Source organism: Streptomyces sp. NPDC001617 (assembly GCF_053596855.1).
Genome location: NZ_JBSFHA010000026.1, coordinates 1 through 20,723, shown reverse-complemented (window position 1 = coordinate 20,723; position 20,723 = coordinate 1). Strand labels below are relative to the sequence as shown.

At 69.8% G+C, this 20,723-nt stretch carries 22 protein-coding genes; 7 read left to right on the top strand and 15 right to left on the bottom strand.

The window, feature by feature from the left end; all coding sequences use genetic code 11:
* Positions 1–70 precede the first annotated feature (70 nt).
* Positions 71–469: a PLD nuclease N-terminal domain-containing protein gene (locus ACWC09_RS20815; RefSeq protein WP_450852040.1), complete on the top strand. Its 399-nt coding sequence runs from the start codon at positions 71–73 to the stop codon at positions 467–469.
* A complete protein-coding gene (locus tag ACWC09_RS20810; protein ID WP_450852039.1) occupies positions 469–1,353 on the top strand; it encodes a LysR family transcriptional regulator in 885 nt (294 codons plus the stop codon). Before ACWC09_RS20815 ends, ACWC09_RS20810 begins: the two co-directional genes overlap by 1 nt.
* Here the strand turns inward: ACWC09_RS20810 and ACWC09_RS20805 are convergent.
* Positions 1,250–2,197 carry a DMT family transporter gene (locus ACWC09_RS20805; protein WP_450852038.1) on the bottom strand — a complete coding sequence of 316 codons (948 nt, stop codon included), beginning with the start codon at positions 2,195–2,197 and terminating at the stop codon, positions 1,250–1,252. The genes ACWC09_RS20810 and ACWC09_RS20805 overlap by 104 nt on opposite strands.
* A gap of 190 nt (positions 2,198–2,387) precedes the next feature.
* On the opposite strand from ACWC09_RS20805, the gene ACWC09_RS20800 reads away from it, so the two are divergent.
* Positions 2,388–3,803 carry a purine-cytosine permease family protein gene (locus ACWC09_RS20800; RefSeq protein WP_450852037.1) on the top strand — a complete coding sequence of 472 codons (1,416 nt, stop codon included), beginning with the start codon at positions 2,388–2,390 and terminating at the stop codon, positions 3,801–3,803.
* A 55-nt stretch (positions 3,804–3,858) separates the two neighbouring features.
* Here ACWC09_RS20800 and ACWC09_RS20795 read toward each other — a convergent pair whose 3' ends face one another.
* From ACWC09_RS20795 to ACWC09_RS20785, 3 genes are all read right to left on the bottom strand, one after another.
* Positions 3,859–4,524, bottom strand: a complete 666-nt coding sequence (locus tag ACWC09_RS20795; protein WP_450852036.1) for a hypothetical protein — start codon at positions 4,522–4,524, stop codon at positions 3,859–3,861.
* Positions 4,521–5,504 (bottom strand): sigma-70 family RNA polymerase sigma factor, encoded by a 984-nt coding sequence (locus ACWC09_RS20790; RefSeq protein ID WP_450852035.1) that lies wholly within the window; start codon positions 5,502–5,504, stop codon positions 4,521–4,523. The genes ACWC09_RS20795 and ACWC09_RS20790 overlap by 4 nt, the downstream gene beginning before the upstream one ends.
* Positions 5,505–5,606: 102 nt before the next feature.
* Positions 5,607–5,924: a hypothetical protein gene (locus ACWC09_RS20785; protein WP_450852034.1), complete on the bottom strand. Its 318-nt coding sequence runs from the start codon at positions 5,922–5,924 to the stop codon at positions 5,607–5,609.
* 241 nt (positions 5,925–6,165) lie between these two features.
* On the opposite strand from ACWC09_RS20785, the gene ACWC09_RS20780 reads away from it, so the two are divergent.
* Positions 6,166–7,080, top strand: coding sequence for a transglutaminase domain-containing protein (locus tag ACWC09_RS20780; protein ID WP_450852033.1), 915 nt, complete (start codon positions 6,166–6,168; stop codon positions 7,078–7,080).
* A gap of 5 nt (positions 7,081–7,085) precedes the next feature.
* On the opposite strand, the gene ACWC09_RS20775 is transcribed toward ACWC09_RS20780, so the two are convergent.
* Positions 7,086–8,408, bottom strand: a complete 1,323-nt coding sequence (locus ACWC09_RS20775; RefSeq protein ID WP_450852120.1) for a PucR family transcriptional regulator — start codon at positions 8,406–8,408, stop codon at positions 7,086–7,088.
* Between the two features lie 106 nt (positions 8,409–8,514).
* Between ACWC09_RS20775 and ACWC09_RS20770 the strand changes: the two genes are divergently transcribed.
* Both ACWC09_RS20770 and ACWC09_RS20765 read left to right on the top strand, forming a co-directional pair.
* Positions 8,515–8,964 carry a nucleoside deaminase gene (locus ACWC09_RS20770; protein WP_450852032.1) on the top strand — a complete coding sequence of 150 codons (450 nt, stop codon included), beginning with the start codon at positions 8,515–8,517 and terminating at the stop codon, positions 8,962–8,964.
* Positions 8,957–9,934 carry an isopenicillin N synthase family dioxygenase gene (locus ACWC09_RS20765; RefSeq protein ID WP_450852031.1) on the top strand — a complete coding sequence of 326 codons (978 nt, stop codon included), beginning with the start codon at positions 8,957–8,959 and terminating at the stop codon, positions 9,932–9,934. Before ACWC09_RS20770 ends, ACWC09_RS20765 begins: the two co-directional genes overlap by 8 nt.
* Here ACWC09_RS20765 and ACWC09_RS20760 read toward each other — a convergent pair.
* The 10 genes from ACWC09_RS20760 to hemL all read right to left on the bottom strand — a co-directional run bounded on the left by ACWC09_RS20760 (position 9,921) and on the right by hemL (position 19,736).
* A complete protein-coding gene (locus ACWC09_RS20760; RefSeq protein ID WP_450852030.1) occupies positions 9,921–10,268 on the bottom strand; it encodes an SRPBCC domain-containing protein in 348 nt (115 codons plus the stop codon). The two genes, ACWC09_RS20765 and ACWC09_RS20760, sit on opposite strands and share 14 nt — an antisense overlap.
* A gap of 38 nt (positions 10,269–10,306) precedes the next feature.
* The gene (locus tag ACWC09_RS20755) at positions 10,307–11,215 is read right to left on the bottom strand and encodes a CU044_5270 family protein (RefSeq protein ID WP_450852029.1); all 909 of its coding nucleotides are present in this window, start codon (positions 11,213–11,215) and stop codon (positions 10,307–10,309) included.
* Positions 11,212–11,817: an RNA polymerase sigma factor gene (locus ACWC09_RS20750; RefSeq protein WP_450852028.1), complete on the bottom strand. Its 606-nt coding sequence runs from the start codon at positions 11,815–11,817 to the stop codon at positions 11,212–11,214. The genes ACWC09_RS20755 and ACWC09_RS20750 overlap by 4 nt, the downstream gene beginning before the upstream one ends.
* Before the next feature lie 79 nt (positions 11,818–11,896).
* Positions 11,897–13,000, bottom strand: coding sequence for a c-type cytochrome biogenesis protein CcsB (gene ccsB / locus ACWC09_RS20745; protein ID WP_450852027.1), 1,104 nt, complete (start codon positions 12,998–13,000; stop codon positions 11,897–11,899).
* Positions 12,997–14,808: a cytochrome c biogenesis protein ResB gene (locus ACWC09_RS20740; protein ID WP_450852026.1), complete on the bottom strand. Its 1,812-nt coding sequence runs from the start codon at positions 14,806–14,808 to the stop codon at positions 12,997–12,999. The genes ccsB and ACWC09_RS20740 overlap by 4 nt, the downstream gene beginning before the upstream one ends.
* 3 nt (positions 14,809–14,811) lie before the next feature.
* Positions 14,812–15,582 (bottom strand): cytochrome c biogenesis CcdA family protein, encoded by a 771-nt coding sequence (locus ACWC09_RS20735; protein WP_450852025.1) that lies wholly within the window; start codon positions 15,580–15,582, stop codon positions 14,812–14,814.
* Position 15,583: 1 nt separating this feature from the next.
* Positions 15,584–16,204: a TlpA family protein disulfide reductase gene (locus ACWC09_RS20730; RefSeq protein WP_450852024.1), complete on the bottom strand. Its 621-nt coding sequence runs from the start codon at positions 16,202–16,204 to the stop codon at positions 15,584–15,586.
* A gap of 77 nt (positions 16,205–16,281) precedes the next feature.
* Positions 16,282–17,589, bottom strand: a complete 1,308-nt coding sequence (locus ACWC09_RS20725; protein ID WP_450852023.1) for a hypothetical protein — start codon at positions 17,587–17,589, stop codon at positions 16,282–16,284.
* Positions 17,590–17,733: 144 nt separating this feature from the next.
* Positions 17,734–18,381, bottom strand: a complete 648-nt coding sequence (locus ACWC09_RS20720) for a histidine phosphatase family protein (protein ID WP_450852119.1) — start codon at positions 18,379–18,381, stop codon at positions 17,734–17,736.
* A 38-nt stretch (positions 18,382–18,419) separates the two neighbouring features.
* Positions 18,420–19,736, bottom strand: a complete 1,317-nt coding sequence (gene hemL, locus ACWC09_RS20715) for a glutamate-1-semialdehyde 2,1-aminomutase (RefSeq protein ID WP_450852022.1) — start codon at positions 19,734–19,736, stop codon at positions 18,420–18,422.
* A gap of 562 nt (positions 19,737–20,298) precedes the next feature.
* Between hemL and ACWC09_RS20710 the strand changes: the two genes are divergently transcribed.
* Positions 20,299–20,723 (top strand): hypothetical protein (locus ACWC09_RS20710; protein WP_450852021.1); only part of this gene is annotated, 425 nt, incomplete at its 3' end.

The window sequence follows — 20,723 nt, the reverse complement described above, 5'->3', positions numbered from 1 at the left end:
ACCCGCTACCCTGACCCCGTCACCGGGGCCGCCGAGCCCCCGTCACCGTCTCCTGGGGGATCGCACCACCATGTTCCGGTATCTGCCGTTCCTGCTGGTCCTGGCGCTGTGGATCTACGCCTTCATCGACTGCCTGAACACGCCCGAGGAGCAGGTGCGCGGGCTGCCCAAGGTGGTCTGGGTCATCATCATCCTGCTGTTCGGCGAGGTGCTGGTCGGTCCGATCGCCTGGCTGGTCGCCGGCAAGTACCGCGTCGCCCCGCCCTCTGGGGGAGGTTCGACACCCTCCGAGTGGCACCGCGACCACCGCACGGAGTTCGTCGCCCCCGACGACAATCCCGAGTTCCTGAAGTCCCTCAAGGAAACCAACAAGAAGGACGAGGCGCTGCTCAAGGACTGGGAGGCCGATCTGCGGCGCCGGGAAGAGGAGTTGCGGCGGCGGGAGCGCGGGACGGACAGCGACCGCTGATGGAACTGCGGCTGCTCGTCACCTTCGAGAAGGTCGCGACCGTGCTGAGCTTCACGCGGGCCGCGGCCGAGCTGAAGTACGCGCAGTCCAGCGTGACCAGTCAGGTACGGGCCCTGGAGTCGTCCCTGGGTGTCGAGCTGTTCGACCGGCTCGGCAGCCGTATCCGGCTGACCGAGGCGGGTGAGCGGCTGCTCCCGTACGCCCGCCAGATCATCGAGCTGACACAGGAAGCACGGGCCGCGGTCACCGGTACCGAGGAGCCCACCGGTTCGCTGGTCGTCGGGACGATGGAGTCGCTGACCTCGTACCGGCTGCCCCCGCTGCTGGAGCTCTTCCACCACCGCTATCCCAGGGTGCGCCTCTCCCTGCGCACCACCATCGGCGACGAGACCCGGCAGGCGCTGCGCCAGGGCACGTACGACCTCGGCTTCCTGATGGAGGAGGCGACCGAGCACCCGGGCCTGGAGAGCGTGACGCTGTGCGTGGAGCCGCTCGCGCTGGTCGCCGCACCCCGACACGCCCTCGTGGGGCGGGCGTTCGGCACCGCCGATCTCGTACGGCAGCCCCTCCTCGCCACCGAACCCGGCTGCGCCTACCGGGACCTGTTCGAGCTGGAGCTGAAGTCCCCTGACGGGCCGGTCGACTTCATGGAGTTCGGGACCATCGAGGCCACCAAACGCGCGGCGGCGGCCGGTCTCGGGATCTCCTTGCTTCCCGAGGTGACGGTCGCCGCCGAACTCGCGGAGGGGTCTCTCGTACGGCTGCCGTGGGAGCCGCCGTTCACGCTTCGCACGCAGCTGGCGTGGCGGGCCGGGAAGCGGCTTCCGGCGCACGTACGGCTGTTTCTGGAGCAGGCGCGGAGACTCGCGGACGAGCGAGGGTGACCTTCAGGCTCGCCAGCACGATCAGCGGCACGCCCAGCGCCTGGACGGGGCCGATGTGGTGGCCGTACACCGCCCAGTCCATGACCATCGCGACCGCCGGGTAGACGAAGGCCAGGACGGCGATCTTCGAGGTCGGCAGCTTGGCGTAGGCGGCGTACATGAGGACGTACATCACGCCGGTGTGGAGGAGACCGAGCCCGACCAGCCAGCCCCAGTCCCACCCCGTGCCGGCCATCGCGCCGAAGTCGGCGAAGGGGAGCAGCAGCGGGATGCCGACCAGGACCTGGACGAGGGCGATGAGGTGCGGGCGAACGCCGGTGACGCGCTTGGTGACCAGGGTGGACAGTCCGTACAGGAGGGCGGCGAGAAGGGCCTGGCCGACGCCGAGCAGATACGTCCCTCCGCTCGCGAAGTCGGCCGGTGTCACGCCCGAGACCAGGATCAGGCCCGCGAAGGCCAGGGCGATCCAGCCGACCTTGGCCGCGGTGAGGCGCTCGCGGAAGAGGAGGGCGCCGAGCAGGACCACGTAGAACGGCTGGGTGTGGTAGACGACCGTGGCGACCGAGATCGACGTGTTCTCGTACGACTCGAACAGGAACACCCAGTTGAAGACGATGAACACACCGCCCAGGACGGCGAGTCCGAAGGTGCGCGGGGTGAAGCCGTGGTCGCGGAGCCAGCCGCGGGACAGGACGTAGGTGCCCAGCGCGAGGGCGCCGAAGACGACGCGGAAGAAGACGACGTTGAAAGGCGAGGCGCCCGACTCGACCACGAAGACGCCGAGGGTGCCGGACAGCACCATCGCGGTCATCAGCTGGGCCGTGCCCTTGTTCTCTGAGGTCATGCCCATGAAGCTAGGAGCGAGCGCCGTCGCGGGTCCACGCGCCGGTGGGGCGTCCTGCCGATGCCCCCATCGGCCCCGGCGATGACCCCAGGTCGCTACCGGGTGCCTACAGGTTGTACGCCGTCGGGGCTCAGGAAGCGGACAATGCGCCCCTGTGCCCGGACCGGCGGGAGCCGGACACTTACCTCGCATGACGACTGCACCCGCCGACTCCTCCGGCACCCTCGCGCCCGCCTACGGTGACAAGGTCATCGCCGTCGAGACGGCGGGCTCCGAGCCCATCCCCGATGCCGAGCGCCATGGCTCCCCGCTCCAGCTGCTGTGGACCTGGGCCTCCCCGAACATCGAGTTCGCGACCGTCTTCATCGGCGTGATCGCGGTCCTGTTCTTCGGGCTGAGCTTCTGGGAGGCGACCGCCGCCATCGTCCTCGGCACCGCCGTCGGCGCGATCACCCAGGGCTACCTCTCCCTGGACGGCCCGCGCTTCGGCGTCCCGCAGATGGTGATCGGCCGGTTCTCCTTCGGCTACTTCGGCAACATCCTGCCGTCCGCGGCCAACGGCCTGATCGCGGGTGTGGGCTGGTTCGCGGTGAACAGCGTGAGCGCCGCCTTCGCACTCAACACGCTCACGGGTCTGCGACCGCTCCCCTCCCTTCTCCTGGTCGTGGTCGCCGAGATCGTGATCGGCTTCATCGGCCACAACTTCGTGCACACCTTCGAGAAGTACGCGTTCCCCGCGCTCGCCGTGATCTTCCTGCTCGCCGGGGTGTGGACCTTCAAGGACGCGCACCTGAGCGGGGGCGGCTCGGGCGGCGGCATCGGCGGCTTCCTGCTCGCCTTCAGCGCGGCCTGGGGCTACGCGGCCGGCTGGAACCCGTACGCCACGGACTACTCCCGCTACCTGCCGCGCACCGCGAACCGGATCAAGACGATCATCTATCCGGCGGTCGGCCTGTTCGTGTCCGTCGCGGTGGTGGCGGTCATCGGCGCGGCCTCGGCGACCATCGTGGCCCCGAAGGACGCCACCCCGACGGCGGCCTTCACCGGTCATCTGCCCGGCTGGCTGGGCGACCTGGTGCTCCTCGCCATCATCCTCGGCGCCATCTCCGCGAACGCCCTCAACATCTACTCGGGCGCGATCTCCATCGCCTCCTTCGGCCTGAGGCTCCCCACCTGGCTGAGCCGCAGCGTGCTGGTCGTGGTGTCGGGTGTGGCCGGTACGGCGGCGGCGTGGGCGTCGCTCGACGACGCGGGGTCGGCCTATGAGGCGTTCCTGCTGGTGATCGCGTACTGGGTGGCGCCGTGGCTCGGCGTGGTCCTGGTCGAGCGGTGGCTCCAGACCCGTACGGCCACGGACGCGGAGCTGTCGGCCCGCCTGACCGACCGCACCTTCGCCAACTGGCCCGGTGTGGCGGCCCTGTTGATCGGCGTCGCGGTGTCCGTCCCCCTCTTCTCCAACCAGGAGGACTACGTCGGCTACGTCCCGAAGCACTGGCCGTCCTTCGGCGACATCACACCGCTGGTCGGTTTCGTGGTGGCCGCGGTGCTGTACGCGGCGCTGCGACGGGGGCCGAAGGGTCAGCCGACGTCGGCGGCCGAGGCCTGATCGACGACCTCGACCTTGACCTATCTGCTGTCGGCCGTGGGGGGTGCGCTGCTGCTCAGGGTGAATCGCTGGGCAACTCGGTGGTGCAGGTGAGTGGTTGGTCCGTGGGTACCAGCCGCTCCACGGAGCCGGGGCGGCCGCCGGTGATCGCCAGCTGGGCGGAGTCGAGATACCCGATGAACAGCTCGGTGTGGGCGGGCATCGCGTCCGGGAAGAAGTCGAAGGTGACCTTGTCGTCCGCGACCCGGCGGCCCTTCATGACCTGGTCCACACCGGTGCCGACCCCGTGCTCCAGTTTCCCGTCGTCGTTCGGCCCCTTGCAGAACTCCCCGACCTTCATCTGCACCGGGAACCCGGCCTCGTGCAGGGCCTTCTCCAGCCCCGCGTGGTCGTCGAAGTAGGCCTGCTTGTCCCAACTCACCCGCAGCGCCCCGCTCTTGAGGCTGTCGATGGTGTAGGCGGCGGTCCGGATGTGCACGGTCCCCGCGCCGGTCGCGAGCGCGCCGGAGGAGGTCGGCGGCGCCGTGGACGGATGGCCGTACGACGGCACACCGAGCGCGAGTCCGGCGGCCACGGCCGTGGCCCCGGCGGTGAGGGCGATACGGCGCCCGCGCCGCCGGGCACGTCCGTCGGCGACGATCGTTTCGAGGGGCGTGTCGAGGGTGACGTCGGCGAGCGATGCCCGCAGTGCGTCGAGTACGTCCGTGTCGTGCTCGTTCATTTCCCGGCCTCCGGGGTGTTCTTGGCGTCGGCGGTGACGAGGTGGCCGCGCAGGGTCGCGACGGCCCGTGCGAGGTGGGCGGTGACGGTGCCCGGCGCGATGCCGAGGGCCTTCGCGGTGGCCTCGGTGTCGAGGTCCAGGAAGACCCGGAAGGCGATCACCTCCCGCTGGCGGCGCGGGAGTCGGCGCAGCAGCGCGAGCAGCGCCGGGTCGAGACCGGGCTCGGTGACCGGCGGTACGACGACGTCGTGTCCGTCGGCCAGGGCGACCTCGCGTCGGCGTCGCCGCCACCAGGAGATCCGGGTGTTGAGCGCCGTACGCACGACCCAGGCCCGTGGCGCGGGGTGCCGGGCGACCTTCGGCCAGGCGACCCAGGCCCGCGTGAACGCCTCGGCGACCAGGTCCTCGGCCAGCTGCCGCTCGCCGACCCCGGCGAGCACCGCCCGCAGGCACACGTCCCGGCTGCTGCGGTAGAACTCCGCGAACTCCAGCTCCTTCACACCCCCTATACGCCGGGGGCCGGGGATTCGCTTACCTGCTCCGCCTGCCCACGGCGTCCACTGCCGGGACCAGTGCTGCGTCGATGTCGACGGCTCGCAGGTCGAGAAGGCCGGCCAGGTGGCGCTCTCGTCGAGGAACATGCTGTTGTGGAGGTTCACGAGCGTGGTGCTGGTACCCGTACGCCAGTCCTGACCGGATCCGGAACCGCAGTCCGTCATGGCCAGTTGGTTGACGTTCGCGGTCAGGCACTGGCCGGTGTACTCGTTGTACAGCTTGTAGCCGCCGTTCGACCCGGCCTCGGTGGTCCAGTTGGTCGTCGGGCTGTCGGTGGAGGTGCCGCTTCCGGTGGAGCCGGAGGAGCTGCCCGAGCCCTTGGAGCCGGTGCTTCCGGAGCCGCCGCTGCCTGAGCCGGCAGAACGCCCCGAGCCTTGGGAACCTGCCGTTTCCGGCCCCCGCGGCCCGAGCCCCGCCCGCCTCATGGCCCGAAGCCGACGCAGGATGCGGGAGCCGCGCCGTTCCCACTTCTCGGGTTCCGCCTCAGGCCTCTCGTCCTCAAGAGGCGACGTCGGCACGGACGCGGGTCACGCCTCCTCCGGGTCGACCTCCAGCCACGTCAGCTGCATGTCGTCGAGCAGGGCCTCCAACGGCCGCCCCGATGTATGCGCGTTGATCTCGACCTGGACCGTCGCCCAGCAGGTGAGGCTCATGACGAGGACGCGGAGCCCGTCCGCGCCGTACCGCTCCAGGACGTCGTCGGCGCAGTCGAGGGCCTCCTGGGCGACGCGTTCGGCCGGGAAGGTGCCGACGGAGCGGCGCAGAAGCGCGATGGAGAGCCGGGACACCTCAGGGGCGAGGGCGGCCAGCCGCCGGTCCTCGTCGTCCCCGTCCTCTTCGTCCACACAGTTCAGCCTATGCCCCGGGGTTCGGCCTCGTACGGGTTCCCACCCGAATCCCCCGTTCGTCGGCTACGGCGTCCGGGCCGCGCACGCGGTCATCGCCCTCGCCGCTCTCCCGCGCCCCGTGGACGGCCGCCCTGAACAGCCCTCGACTCCTGGACAGATCCCGGCGGATTTTGACACGGTGGGCCTCACCGACCCGTATTCGAACACGTGGTCGACGACGCCCCCAGGGAGGCCGGCCTTGTCCCTCGACTTCTACGCCGCCCAGAGCCCCTTCTCGGACCCCGGCGAACTCACCCACCTCTACGCCGCCTTACCGCGCGACCCCGCCCAACTGGCCCGTATCGCACGGGACTTGCTGATCCACCGGTTGGAGGGCGAACAGTTCGGCCACACCCATCCCACCGACCGCCTCCACAACGACGCCGAGACCCGCTACATCGACGACATCCTGCGCCTCCTCGTCGACCGCAACGACGCGCCTCTGGAGCGGCGTCGTGAGCCGGCCGACCGGTTCGTCGGAACCTGCCGGGACTTCGCGCTGCTGCACTGCTCGTTCCTGCGGCACGTCGGCATCCCGGCCCGCATCCGCTCCGGCTTCGCCGACTACTTCGACCCCGGCGGCCGCAGCGACTTCCACTGCGACCACGTCGTCACCGAGTACCGGGACGAGCAGCGCGGCGCCTGGCTGCTCGCGGACGCCCAGCTCGCCGACCCGTCCGTCACCGCCCGCTGGAAGACCGCCTTCGACCCGATGGACGTACCCCGCGACCGCTTCCTCGTCGCCGGCGAGGCCTGGCAGGCCATCCGCGCGGGCGAGGCGGACCAGCGGAGTTTCGGACTGCACCCGCCCGAGGAAGGCCCGTTCTGGGGCGAACGCTTCGTGGCCGGCAACATCCGCCTCGACCTCGCCGCCCTCAACAAGGTCGAGACCCTGCTGTGGGACGAGTGGGGGCTGGACGAGGGCCGCCCGGGCACGCCTCTCTCGGAGACCGCCCGTGAGCTCTACGACCGAGCCGCCCTGGTCTCCGGCAACGAGGTCCCCTTCGCGGCCGCACGCGCACTCTTCACCGAGGACGCCACCCTGCGCACCCCGGGGACGGTCCTGTGCTCGGCCCCCTACAACGGCCCCAGCCAGGTAACCCTCCGCCGCTAGGGTTCCTAGGCCACCGTCCTGAGCCCCCGCACGGCCGCCGCCCCCATCCCCCGTACCACCCGATGCGCACAAGCCGCCGCCAGCAACTCCCCCAGCAGATCAGGGTCGTCGATCTCCAGGCCGAGCAACGACTCGATGCGTTCCAGGCGTTGGTAGAGGGACTGGCGGCCGATGTGGAGCAGGGCGGCCGTGCGGGTCGGGGAGCAGCCGTTGCGGAGGTGGACCTCCAGCGTCCGTACGAGATCGCTCGGGTGGGCCGCCTCCCAGGCCAGCAGTGGGCCGAGGGTGTGCTCGACCAGTCGGGCGAGGCGGTCCCGGTTGGTGTCGACACCGCCCCGGGTCAGCTCCCGTTCCAGCGCGAGCGCTCGGGCGGACGTCACCAACGGGCCTTCGGGGACGGAGGGTTCGGCGGCCGGCACGGTCAGGGCCAGCTCCAACGTCGTACGGGCCGCACGCAGTGTGTCGCTCCAGCGCAGCCATCCGCCGCCCGCGTCGACGGCGTGGCCCACGGCGACGGTGAGACCGGGCTCGGCGGCGGCACGGAAGGCTTCCTGGACGGCGCGGATGGGGTCACCGGAGCGTGCGCGGGTCGCCGGGCCGGAGCGGGAGGCCGGGCGGGAGCCGGAGCCGGCACCAGGGCCGCTGCCGCTCGGCAACGCGATCAGCGCCAGCACATCCCCCGGGAACGCCGCCCGCATCACCCCCGCCCCGCCCAGCACCCGTACCGCCCGGTCCACCGCCCCCACCTCGCGCGTCCCGTGCACCGACACGCCGATCAGCCGGGCCCCGGGGCCGGGATGGAACCCGGCGAGGGCGGACCGCGCCTCCACCTCCGGCTGGTTCAGCGCCGCCCGGTCGGCGAGGTCGGCCAACAGTGCCGCCGTATGGTCGTCGCCCCATGGCCGTACCACCGAACGACCCGACAGCCCGCGCGCGACGATCGCCCGGTTCGCCGCCTCCGTGATGCGGACGAAGGGCACGACACGGTGCAGGGCGAACAGGGGCAGGCCCAGGCGCCGCGCCTCGTCGGTCACCTCGTCCGGCATCCGCGGCAGCGACCGCCCCACCTCCACCGCCAGCCCCGCCGCACCGCGCGCGGCCAGTTCACGGACGTACCGCCGCCGGGTCTCCTCGTCGGCGTCGGTCAGGCCGAAACCGTTGGTGAGCAGGAGCTCGCCGCCGTCGAGGTAGTTCGCGCCCTCGTAGACCTCGCTGGAGTGCACCCAGCGCACCGGGCGGTCCAGCGCGCCCTGCCCGGCCAGCAGCTCGGGCTCGGAGGCCCGTACGGGATCGAGGTCCAGGACCTCGCGGAGGGTGAGGGCGGCCACGGGCACCTCCAGGGACAGCGCGTGGACAGTTCGTCCGGCGGCGGGATCCCCGGAGAGTACTTTCCGCACGTTGCCCTCGTGTTTCGGCCACAGGAGAGTGGGACGTATGGATCAGGCACAGGCACGCACCTGGCTCGCCACCGCCGTCGCGGAGGCCCGCGCCGGCCTCGCGGCGGGCGGCATCCCGATCGGCGCCGCGCTCTACGGCGCCGACGGCACCCTTCTCGGCCGCGGCCACAACCGGCGCGTCCAGGACGACGACCCCTCGATGCACGCGGAGACCTCGGCGTTCCGGAACGCGGGACGGCAGCGTTCGTACCGCGGGACGACCATGGTCACCACCCTCTCCCCCTGCTGGTACTGCTCCGGTCTGGTCCGGCAGTTCGGCATCTCCCGGGTGATCGTCGGCGAGGCGGCGACCTTCCACGGCGGCCACGACTGGCTGGCCGAGCACGGTGTGGAGATCGTGCTGCTCGACGACCCCGAGTGCGAGGCCCTGATGCGCGACTTCATCAAGAACAATCCGGCCCTGTGGAATGAGGACATCGGTGAGTAGCAGTCCCAGCAATCCGCGTATCCCGACCATCGATCTGCGCCCCTGGCTGGACGGCGACGAGCAGGTCCGCGCCACCATCGCCCGCACGGTCGACGAGGCCCTCCAGACGGCCGGGTTCCTGCTGGTCACCGGGCATGGCGTGGACCCGGAGCTGCGTTCCGCGATCCGGGAGGCGGCCCGCACCTTCTTCCGGCTTCCCGTCGACGTCAAGCAGCCCTACGAGGCGAAGGTCGGCGGCCGCGGCTGGCTCGGGCCCGGCGCCGAGGCCAACGGCTACTCGGAGGGCACCGAGACCCCGCCGGACCTCAAGGAGTCGCTGACCTTCGCGACCCACGAGCCCTTCGAGGACCCGGTGACCAACGCGGAGTGGTACGCGCCGAACGTCTGGCCGCAGGAGGTTCCCGAGCTGAAGACGCTGTGCGAGGAGTACCTGGACCGGATGGGTGAGCTGGAGAAGCAGCTGCTGTCGCTGCTGGGCGAGGCCCTGGGCCTCGACCCCGACTTCTTCTCCCGGCACATGGACCATCCGACCTACGGCTTCAACATCAACTGGTACCCGGGCACCGAGGTCATCGGCGAGCCCCAGCCGGGCCAGTTCCGCATCGGCCCGCACACCGACTTCGGGACCGTCACCATCCTCGACCGCCAGGCCGGCAAGGGCGGCCTCCAGGTCTACACGGACGAGGGCGGCTGGGAGGACGCGCCCTTCGACGCGGACGCCTTCACCATCAACATCGGTGATCTGATGGCCCGTTGGACCGGTGACCGGTGGCGGTCGGGCCGACACCGGGTTCTCCCGCCGCCCGCCGACGTGCCCGCCGAGGAGCTGATGTCCCTCGTCTACTTCGGCGAGTGCACCCCGGGGACGACGGTGGAGTCGGTGCCCGCGCCGGTGGGGCGGGTGGCGTACGAACCGGTGGACTCGCACGTGTACTTGCGGGCGAAGCTGGACTCGATCACCGTCGACTGACGAGCCGCTCGAAGCGGGAGCGCCAGCTCGGCTCGGTGTCACCCTGGTACTCATGGGTGAAGCGGAGGGTCGTGGCGTCGTCCCCGTCCCGCTCCAGATGGAACCGGACACGGTCGCCGCCCTCCACCGTGTACTCGGCGACCCGGTCCACGTCCCAGGCGGTGACCCGCCCGCTCCCCAGCTCACGCAGCGTGACCGCGCCGCCGAGCCGGGGTTCGAGGACGTCGGCGGCGGTGAACCACTCCGCGAGCCCCTCCGGGGTGGCCACCGCCTGCCAGACCTCGCCCATGGGACGGGGGACCCGCACCAGGAAGTGCAGGATGGAACCAGTCATGACACCAGCGTGACCCGAAGGGGCGACTTCCGCACCCGTCAGGGCCGCTGACCTGCACGATCGACGACCGCCCGGTCCAGGATCGCGTCGCTGCCCGACAGCTTCCCGTCGGCGTCCAGCTCGCGCTCGCCCAGGAACACATACGTCTTCGGGTCGAAGACCAGCTCCTCGCGCTCGCCGTCGGTCCCGTCCCGGGTCACCGCGACGCCCTCCCGGCCCACCGCGTCCTTCACCCGCGGGACCACCGTCACACCCGGGATCTTCGCCGCCGCCCGGTACAGCGCCGCCGTCACCTCCGGCGGCATCAGGGACTCACGGATCAGATCGCCGAAGAGCGTGAAGGCGGCGGCGTCCTTGTCGGGACGCTCGGCCTCGACGTTCCGGGCACTCATCCGGTAGAGCCAGGCGAGCATGCGGTCCGGGTCGGTGGGCAGCTCGGACAGGGCGCGGTAGTTGGTGGGGGTCTTGTTCTTCGGGTTGTCGGGGCGCAGCTTCTCGTGCCGGTTCCCGTCCCGGTCCTCCTCCAGCAGACCCCAGCGGGTGCCGTCGACCGAGAGCCAGATCTCCCGGTCGTGGACGGGGTCGAGCTTCGCGGGACCGCCGATGACCTGGGTCGTGTAGGCCCCCCGGCTCTTGATGTAGACGAACTGGTCGTCACGGATCGTCCTCGGTACGGCGTCGGAGTGCTCGGCCGCCAGCGCGATGTGCTCCAGGAGCGCGGTCGCGCCGCTCTGTGACGGTGCGCCGGTGGCGTCGCCGTGGGACGGCAGGACGGCCACCGTGACCACGGCCGCCGTCGCGATCGCCGCCGCGGCCATCGCGGGGCGCAGCCAGGCGGCACGGGCACGCGCCGGCTGCTCGGGTTCCCGCCGGATCTCGGTCAACAGATGCTCCTTGAGGAGTCGGTGACGGGCCGGCGGAAGGTCCTTCTCGGGCAGTTCGTTCATCGGTTTCCCTCCTTCGGGGGCCCGACCGCGGGAGTGCGGTCACCTCTCATCTGTCCGGCGGATTCGGCTGGTTCCATATATTTCGCGAGCTTCGCTCTGGCCCGGGACAGCCGTGAGCGCACGGTCCCCACCGGCACCCCCAGCGCCTCCGCCGCGGCCGCGTACTCCAGCCCCGACCACACGCACAGCGCCAGCACCTCCCGCTCGGCCCGCCGCAGCCTCGCCAACGCCGTTCGTACGACGGCCAGTTGCGCGGCGTCGTCCAGGCGCCCGGCGACTTCGTCGGCGAAGTCGCGCACCGTCTCGTCACGCGGTAGGCGGGCGACGGCGGCCGTGTGTCTTCGGGCGGCGCGGCGGGTGTTCCGGGTGACGTTGGTGGCGATGCCGAGCAGCCAGGGGCGCAGCGAACCGCCCTCCTCGTCGAGCCGCTCGCGCAGCCGCCAGGCGTCCAGGAAGGTCAGCGAGACGACGTCCTCGGCCACCGACCACTCGCCGGTCAACCGGAAGGCATGGTTGTAGACGGAGCGTGCGTACGCGTCGAAGAGGTCACCGAAGGCGTCGTGGTCCCCCGCGCGGATGCGTTTCCGCAGAGTCGTGTCCACGCCCCTCTATCTGTCCGTACGACGAAGGCCGGTTCCGGTGACCTGAGTCACACGGAACCGGCCTCTGCCGGAACGCGGTCTACACGCCCGCGTAGGAGTGCTTGCCGGAGACGAAGATGTTGACGCCGTAGTAGTTGAACAGCCAGCAGCCGAAGGCGATCAGGGCCAGGTAGGCGGCCTTGCGGCCCTTCCAGCCGGCCGTGGCGCGGGCGTGCAGGTAGCAGGCGTAGGCGACCCAGGTGATGAACGCCCAGGTCTCCTTGGGGTCCCAGCCCCAGTAACGGCCCCAGGCCGACTCGGCCCAGATGGCGCCCGCGATGATCGTGAACGTCCACAGCGGGAAGACGGCCGCGTTGAGGCGGTAGGAGAACTTGTCCAGGGACGAGGACGCGGGCAGCCGCTCCAGGAAGGACGTGGCGAAACGGCCGGGCGTGCCGCCGTTCTCCAGCTTGGACTCGTAGGAGTCCTTGAAGAGGTAGAGGAACGTGCCCGCCGCGCCGACGTAGAAGACCGCGCCGCACAGGATGGCGGTGGAGACGTGGATGTAGAGCCAGTACGAGTGAAGGGCGGGAACCAACTGGTCGCTGGCGGTGTACAAGACAGTGACGGCGATGCCGAGATCGAGGAGGACCGTCGTGACCAGGAACAGTCCGAGCCAGCGCACGTTCTTCTTCAGCGCGAGCAGCGTGAGGTACACCGCGACCGCGACCGTCGAGAAGGTGATGTTGAACTCGTACATGTTGCCCCACGGCGCCCGCTCCACCGAGGCCGCGCGGGCGACCACCCCACCGAGGTGGATGAGGAAGGCGAGCACGGTGAGCGAGATGGCGATACGCCCGTAGAGGTCACCCTGCTCGTCCCCGCCGTGCGCCCCGGGCCCGTCGGGCACGTCCCGCGACCCGGCCGACGTCCGTACGACGACCTTGGGCCGCTCCAGCACGGCGGTCCCGCCGGCCGTCTGCACGGTCACAGCCGGTGCCTTCGCCGCCTTGGCCTTCGCCTCGGGGGTGAGCGCGGCGGCGGTCCGTCCGATCTTGCTGCGGCTACCGAAGATCCACTCGGCGATGTAGGTGAAGAAGGCCAGGGTGTAGACGGCCATCGCGGAGTAGATCAGCGTGTTGCTGATGTTCGCGAGGTGTTCGTTGGTGGCCGTGGCCAACGCGGTTCCGGCGGCGAGAGTCACTTCTCAGCCCCTTCGGCAGGCAGGACTTGGGGGTCGGGGGTGGTGGTGTCGTCTTGGTCTGCGGAGCCGGCGTCGGAATCGGCGTCGGTGTCTTTGGGATCGCTGTCTTCGGAATCGGTGTCTTCGGAATCGGTGTCTTCGGAATCGGTGTCTTCGGGATCGGGCGCGCCCGGCGTCCGGTCGTAGAGGATTCCGGCGAGGTCGCCGAGTTCCTCGGGCACCTTGGCGGACTCGCTGCGGCCGAGGCCGGCCATCTCGACGACCGTCACCCCGTCGGCGCCGCGCACTGCCCGCACCCAGACGCGGCGGCGCTGGATGAACAGGGAGCCGGCCAGGCCGAAGATGGCGACGAGGGCGCCGCCGAGGGCCCAGGTGGTGCCGGACTGCTGGACGACCTGGAAGTTCGCCCACTCCTTGGTGGACTCGTAGGTGATGGAGCCGGCGCCGTTCGGGAGCTTCATGGTCTGACCGGGCTTCAGGTTGTCCCGAAGCTGCTGGCCCTTGGCGTCCTTGTATTCCTTCACATGCGACTTGTCGAGCTGGTACACGCTCTGCGGGATACCGGAGTCGACGCCGAGGTCGCCGTGGAACGGCGTCAGGTTGAGGACCGGGTTGTTCAGCGCCGGGAAGGTGGACGCCGTCTCGCTGCCCTTGGTGTAGGTCGGCAGGAGGAAGGCCGAGATGCCGATCTGCTCACTGACGCCCTTGGCGTTCTTGTAGCCGTCGAGCACCTTGACCACACCGGTGGAGGTGACGTTGGAGTCGAGCGGGAGGAGGGGCACGGCATCGCGGTAGACGACGTTGCCCTTGCCGTCGCGGACGGTGATGACGGGGGCGTAGCCGTGGGCGGTGAGGTAGACCTTGGCGTCGCCGATGTGCAGCGGCTCGTTGACCTTGACGAGGTCCGTCTTGTCCTTGCCGTAGGCGCCCTTGGCGTAGGTGAGGGCGGCCTGGTAGGTGCGGGGGGTGCCCTTGTTCGGGCCGCTCGTCTCGTACGTGCCGGTGAACTTGTCCAGGACGAAGCTGAACGGCACCAGGTCGTCGGTGGTGAAGAGGTTGCCGGACTTGAAGTCGTCGTACTGGGTGATGGTGTTGGAGAAGCCGTCGCCCTCGACGATCAGCTTGTTGCCCTCGGACTTGTAGAGCTGGCCCCAGGCGAAGGCGATCAGCATCACGATCAGCGCGATGTGGAAGGCGAGGTTGCCGACCTCGCGCAGATAGCCCTTCTCGGCGGCGACGGCGTCACCGGCGAGGTGGGCGCGGAAGCGGCGCTTCTTGAGCAGGGCGAGCGCGGCCTCGCGGACCTGCTCGGGCTCGGCGTCGGTGCGCCAGGTCGTGTAGGCGGGCAGCCGGGTCAACCGCTTGGGGGCGCCCGGCGGGCGGCCGCGCAGCTGGCCGACGAACTGCCAGGTGCGCGGGATGATGCAGCCGACGAGGGAGACGAACAGCAGGATGTAGATCGCGGAGAACCACACCGAGCTGTAGACGTGGAAGAGGCCGAGCTTGTCGTAGACCGGCGCCAGGAAGGTGTGGGACTTACGGAAGTCGGCGACCTTCGTCGCGTCGATGCCGGACTGCGGGATGAGCGAGCCGGGGATCGCGCCGAGGGAGAGGAGCAGGAGCAGCAGCAGCGCGACCCGCATCGAGGTCAGCTGCCGCCAGAACCAGCGGGCCCAGCCGATGACGCCGAGTGAGGGCAGACCCGGCAGCTCCTCCTTGGGGGCGGTGGACAGCTGCGAGCCGGCGGCACCGAGGTCCGGGTCCTCGGCCCGCTCGGCGGGCGTGCCGGTGGCTGTGGTCTTGCTCATCGATCAGATCCCCACGGTGAAGCCGGCGGACCAGGACTGCATGTCCTGCACGAGTTGGTCCCAGACGCCGGTGAGCAGCAGCAGACCGGTCACGATCATCATCGTGCCGCCGATCCGCATCACCCACACATAGTGGCGCTTGACCCAGCCGAAGGCGCCGAGCGCCTTGCGGAAGGCGACCGCGGCGAGCACGAAGGGCACGCCGAGGCCGAGGCAGTAGGCGATGGTCAGTACGGCCCCGCGGCCGGCGCTGCCCTGCTGGGAGGAGAGAGTCAGCACGGAGCCGAGGGTCGGGCCGATGCACGGGGTCCAGCCGATGCCGAACAGCGCGCCGAGCAGCGGAGCGCCGACGAGTCCGGTCGCGGGCTTCCTGTGGAAGCGGAACTCCCGCTGGGTCATCCAGGGCATCAGGCCCATGAAGAAGACACCCATGAGGATCATGAGCGCGCCCAACACCTTGTCCAGGATGCCCTTGTTGTCCTGGAGGGTGTCGCCGAAGTAGCCGAACAGCGCACCGCTGGAGACGAACACGGCGGTGAAGCCGAGCACGAAGAGCGAGGCCCCCGCGACCATCCGCCCCCGACGGGCCTCGGCCAGATCGGTGCCGGCGACTCCAGTGACGTACGACAGATAACCGGGGACGAGCGGGAGGACGCAGGGGGAGAAGAAGGAAACGAGTCCGCCGAGCAGGGCGATGGGCAGGGCGAGCAGCAGGGCGCCGTTGAGCACCGTGTCGTTGACGCCCGCGGCGGCGAGCGTGGTGACTGAGGTCACGTCACTTCTCCGCGAGGACCGGGGCGATCATCTTGCGCAGCTTGTCCTCGCTGAGCGCGGCCAGCGATCGGGCGGCGATCTTCCCCTCGCGGTCGATGACCAGGGTGGAGGGGATCGCCTGCGGGTTCAGCGTGCCCTTCTTGAAGCGGAGCATCAGCTTGCCGGTGGGGTCGTACAGGCTGGGGAAGCTGACGCCGTACTGCTTCTCGAAGGCTTGGGCGTTGGAGGTCTTGGTGTCACGGGTGTTGATGCCGACGAACTGGACGCCCTTGGACTTGAGGTCCGAGTAGACGGTCTCCAGGTTGGGTGCCTCGGCGCGGCAGGGTGCACACCAGGAGCCCCACACGTTCAGGACGACGATCTTGCCCTTGTAGTCGGCGGCGACGTCGAGCTGCTTGCCGTCGACGGTCTCGCCGGACAGGTCGGGCGCGTCGGCCCGCTCCCCCTTCTTGACGGTGGAGATGCCGTCCTTGCCCATGACGAAGTTGGTGTCACCGCCGCCACCCGAGGTGCCGCCCGAACTGCACGCGGACAGGGTGAGAGCGGAGGCCGCCGCCACTGCGGCGAGCAGGGTGGCACGGCTTCGGTTCGAGCGCAGGGGGGTGCGGCTGATGGCACTCATGTGAAAAGTTTCGCATGCCCGTTCTGAGGATCTTGGCCACCCCCCTCAAGGGCGCCCGAGGGGCCGAAACCCGCATTTCAGGCGGCCTGCCCGGTGGGCGAGGAGGAGCTGGACGGGGAGGTCGAGGAGCTCTCCCGCAGGAACGTCTTCCAGCCACCGGCCGGCGCCTGCCCGACATCGAGGGTGCGCAGCTTGGCGAGCACCTCCGGCTTCTGAACGTCCATCCAGTCGACGTACTGCCGGAAGGAGACCAGCCGCACGTCCGCACCCTTCTCCTTCTCGGCGGCGATGTGCTTGAAGGCGGCCTCGACGGCGTCCATGTAGATGCCGCCGTTCCAGTGCTCGAAGTGGTTGCCGACGAAGAAGGGGGCGCGGTTCGTCTCGTATGCCCGCCTGAAGCCGGATATGTAGGCCTGTGCGGACTGGGTGCGCCAGGCCGGGTAGTTGTAGGCCGGCGCCTGGGTCGAGTTGATCGACTGGTTGGCGAGCATGTTGTAGTCCATCGAGAGCACCTCGAAGGACCGCCCGGGGAACGGTATCTGCTGCAACGGCAGATCCCAGATGCCCAGCTTCTTCTCCGGCCAGACCTGGCGGCCGCCGGGCGAGGAGGCGTCGTAACGCCAGCCGAGCTCCTTGGCGGTGGGCAGCAGGTTGTTCTGGCCGAGGAGACAGGGCGTACGGCCGCCGACGAGTTCCTTCTCGTAGTCGAAGGGCAGGGAGGGCATGTCGGTCCAGCCGGTGTTCGTCCGCCACTCCTTCACGAACGCCTTCGCCTGCTGGATCTCGCTCTGCCACTGCGCGGCCGTCCAGTTGCCGACGGTGCCGTAGCCGGAGCAGAAGTGGCCGTTGAAGTGCGTGCCGATCTCGTGGCCTTCGAGCCAGGCGCGGCGGACGTTGGTCAGCGTCGCCTTGATGTGCTCGTCGGTGAGGTAGCCGATGTCGGAGGCGCCGCGCGGGTTGTTCGGCGGGTTGTAGAGGCGCTTCTTCGACTCGGGGAGCAGATAGAGGCCGCTCAGGAAGAAGGTCATGGATGCGCCGTGCTGCTTCGCCAGGTCGAGGAAGCGGGGGAAGAGGCCGTTGCCGACCTCACCGGCGCCGTCCCAGGAGAAGATCACGAACTGGGGCGGGGTCTGGCCGGGCTCCAACGGCTCGGGGTGGGACGGCTGGTGGGGCTGCTTGCCGGTGAAGGAGGTGGAGCCGTCGCCGAGGGGCTTGGCTGCGGAGTGCGACTTGCCGCCGCTTTTACCGCTGCCCTTGGAACCCGAGGAGTGGGTCGACCCCTCTGACGGCTTGAGGGTGCCGCAGCCGACGAGTCCGGCGGCCGCCGCGGCACCCGCGCCCAGACCGAGCATTCCCCTGCGCGAGAGAGCGCTACGAGTGCGCATTCCAACCCCGATTCGTCATGTGCTCTGGTGGTCACCCATTCAGAGGACATGACGAAGGGGGAGGTTCCTCTCGATCACGGCGATCCAGTAACAAATGTAACGAACACAACTCGGGCCTCGGTAAGGCCTTCTTGTGCGGCCGTCCTAGGCGCCGAAGGCCTTGTCCTTGCCCTTCACCGGCTTGGCGCCGGCGTGCAGATGGGCGGGGACGAGGTCGATGGCCGGTTCGCCGTAGCCGACGGACACGAGCCTGTCGCCCTGGTACGTGAAGGACGTGAGCGAGGCGAGCGTGCACTGCCGCTTGCGCGGATCGTGCCACAGCCGCCGCTTCTCGACGTACGACCGCACGGTCCAGATCGGCAGCTGATGGCTGACGAGCACGGCCTCGTGCCCCCGCGCCTGCTCCTTCGCGGCGTCCAGCGCCTGCATCATCCGTACGACGATGTCGACGTACGCCTCGCCCCAGGACGGCTTGAACGGGTTGGTGAGGTACTTCCAGTTCCCGGGATTGCGCAGCGCCCCGTCGCCGACGCCGAAGGTCTTGCCCTGGAAGACGTTGTCGGCCTCGATGAGCCGCTCGTCGGTGGCGAGGTCCAGCCCGTGCGCCTTGGCGATCGGCGTCGCCGTCTCCTGCGCCCGCTCCAGCGGGGAGGAGCAGACGTACGTGATGTCGCGCGACGCCAGATGCTCGGCGACCCGGTCGGCCATCTGCCGTCCGAGCTCGGACAGGTGGTAGCCGGGCAGCCGGCCGTACAGCACCCCGTCCGGGTTGGCGACCTCACCGTGCCGCATGACGTGTACGACGGTGATGTCGCCGTTGGTGTTCTCGCTCACGCGGTTGCCTCCGCCGCCGCTCGGGCCGCCGCCGGGAGGGCGTCGGCGATGCGCTGTACGGCCTGTTCGTCGTGGGCCGTGGACACGAACCAGGACTCGAAGGACGAGGGCGGGAGGTAGACGCCCTGCGCCAGCATCGAGTGGAAGAACGCGGTGAAGCGGAAGGACTCCTGCTTCTTGGCGTCCTCGTAGTCACGGACGTCCCGGTCCGCGAAGAAGACGGAGAACATGTTGGAGGCGTTCTGCAGCCGGTGCGCGACGCCTTCCTTGGTGAGCGCCTCGGTGACGAGCGCCCGGATCTGCTCCGAGACCGCGTCGACCTTGTCGTAGGCGGCGTCGTCGAGGAGCCGGAGCTGGGCGAGGCCGGCCGCGGTGGCGATCGGGTTCCCGGAGAGGGTGCCGGCCTGGTAGACGGGCCCGGCGGGGGCGAGGTGCCCCATGACGTCGGCGCGACCACCGAAGGCGGCGGCCGGGAACCCACCCCCCATGACCTTGCCGAACGTCATGAGATCGGGCCTGACCCCGTCGATGCCGAACCACCCTGCCCGGCTGGTCCGGAACCCGGTCATGACCTCGTCGGAGATGTAGAGGGCGCCGTTCTTGGAGCAGGCGTCCTTCAGTCCCTGGTTGAAGCCGGGCCGGGGCGGCACGACGCCCATGTTGCCGGGCGAGGCCTCGGTGATCACGCAGGCGATCTCGCCGGGGTGCCGGTGGAAGGCCTCGTTGACGGCTTCGAGGTCGTTGTAGGGGAGGACGATGGTGTCGCCGGCCTGGGCGCCGGTGACACCCGGGGTGTCGGGCAGCGCGAAGGTGGCGACGCCGCTCCCCGCCGCGGCCAGAAGCGAGTCGACGTGGCCGTGATAACACCCGGCGAACTTGATCACTTTGCTGCGCCGGGTGAACCCACGAGCAAGCCGGATGGCACTCATCGTGGCCTCGGTCCCGCTGCTGACGAGCCGCACCTGCTCCACGGGCTCGACCCGGGCGACGATCTCCTCGGCGAGCGCGACCTCTCCCTCACCGGGCGTACCGAAAGAGGTACCGCGCGACACGGCGTCCTGGACAGCGGCGATGACGTCGGGGTGCGAGTGCCCGAGGATCATCGGACCCCACGAACAGACGAGGTCGACGTACTCCCGGCCATCGGCATCCGTCAGATACGGACCACGACCGGACACCATGAACCGGGGCGTACCCCCCACGGCGCGGAAGGCGCGCACCGGGGAGTTCACACCGCCGGGCGTGACGGCGGACGCACGGTCGAACAGCGCCTGCGAGACAGGGGCTTCATAGGAATATGGCAGTTCGCTCATGACCAGCGACGTCTCCGACCTTCTCTGACTTCTCGGACTCCGGTTGGCTGTGACCTCCTCAGGGTAGGCCAGGGGGCACGGACGGCAGGGGGCGCCGTTCCCCACCGTCACCGGCGGTCACTGCTGACCCGAGGAACAGTGGCGTCCTCCGCCGATCTGCGAAACTGGGACGTGAAACACACAGCTCGAACGGCCTTCTCGTACGTATGCATGTACGGAAGCTTGTTCAGAGACTGCGAAGATCCTGCGGACAGGTGTTTCAGCGCACGTTTCGGCGGGCGGCCGCGGGGGAGGTCACTGACACGATGATCGGGTTGCGCGGCGGGGGCCACGCGTCCTAGAAAAGCAGTCGGGTGGAGATATGCATCGCGGTGGCGGACTGGGCGAGGGGACCGATGACCTCGGTCCTCGTCGTGCCCGGCAGGGCAGGCACCGACGCGAGGCGGAGGAAGCGACCGAGACACGTCAGGGCCAGGGTGTACCGAATGAACCCGAACGGATCGACCGGCGAGTCGACCGCCGGGTCGATCGCCTCCGGGCGGGGAGCAGGAATGGTGGTCGGGTGGGGGTGACGTACAAGTACTTCGGCGCGCCGGACGGCGCGACCGCGGCCCGCGTCCCGATCTCGATGCGCCCCGAGGAACTCGGCGGCGACGAGCTCGGCATGAACGGCATGTTCACCAAGATCAAGCCGGAGACGATGGCAGCGATGGTCCTCACGGGCATCGAAGGCGTCCCCCTCCACAAGGTCCCGCCCCTCGAACTGGTCGTCCTGCACCCGGACTACGCGGTGGTCAAACTCCCCATGACGGTCGTCGACCCCCTGCGCGGCATAGGCGAGGAGGCGGTGGGCGCGGCGGCGTTCATCTGGTCGACGGTGCCGGACCGGGGTGGGCCTCGGGACGCGTTCAACGTGTATCAGCTGCTGCACGAGTGGCAGGACTTCTCGCACCGGCTGCATGAGGCGGGGCATCAGCCCTATTGCCT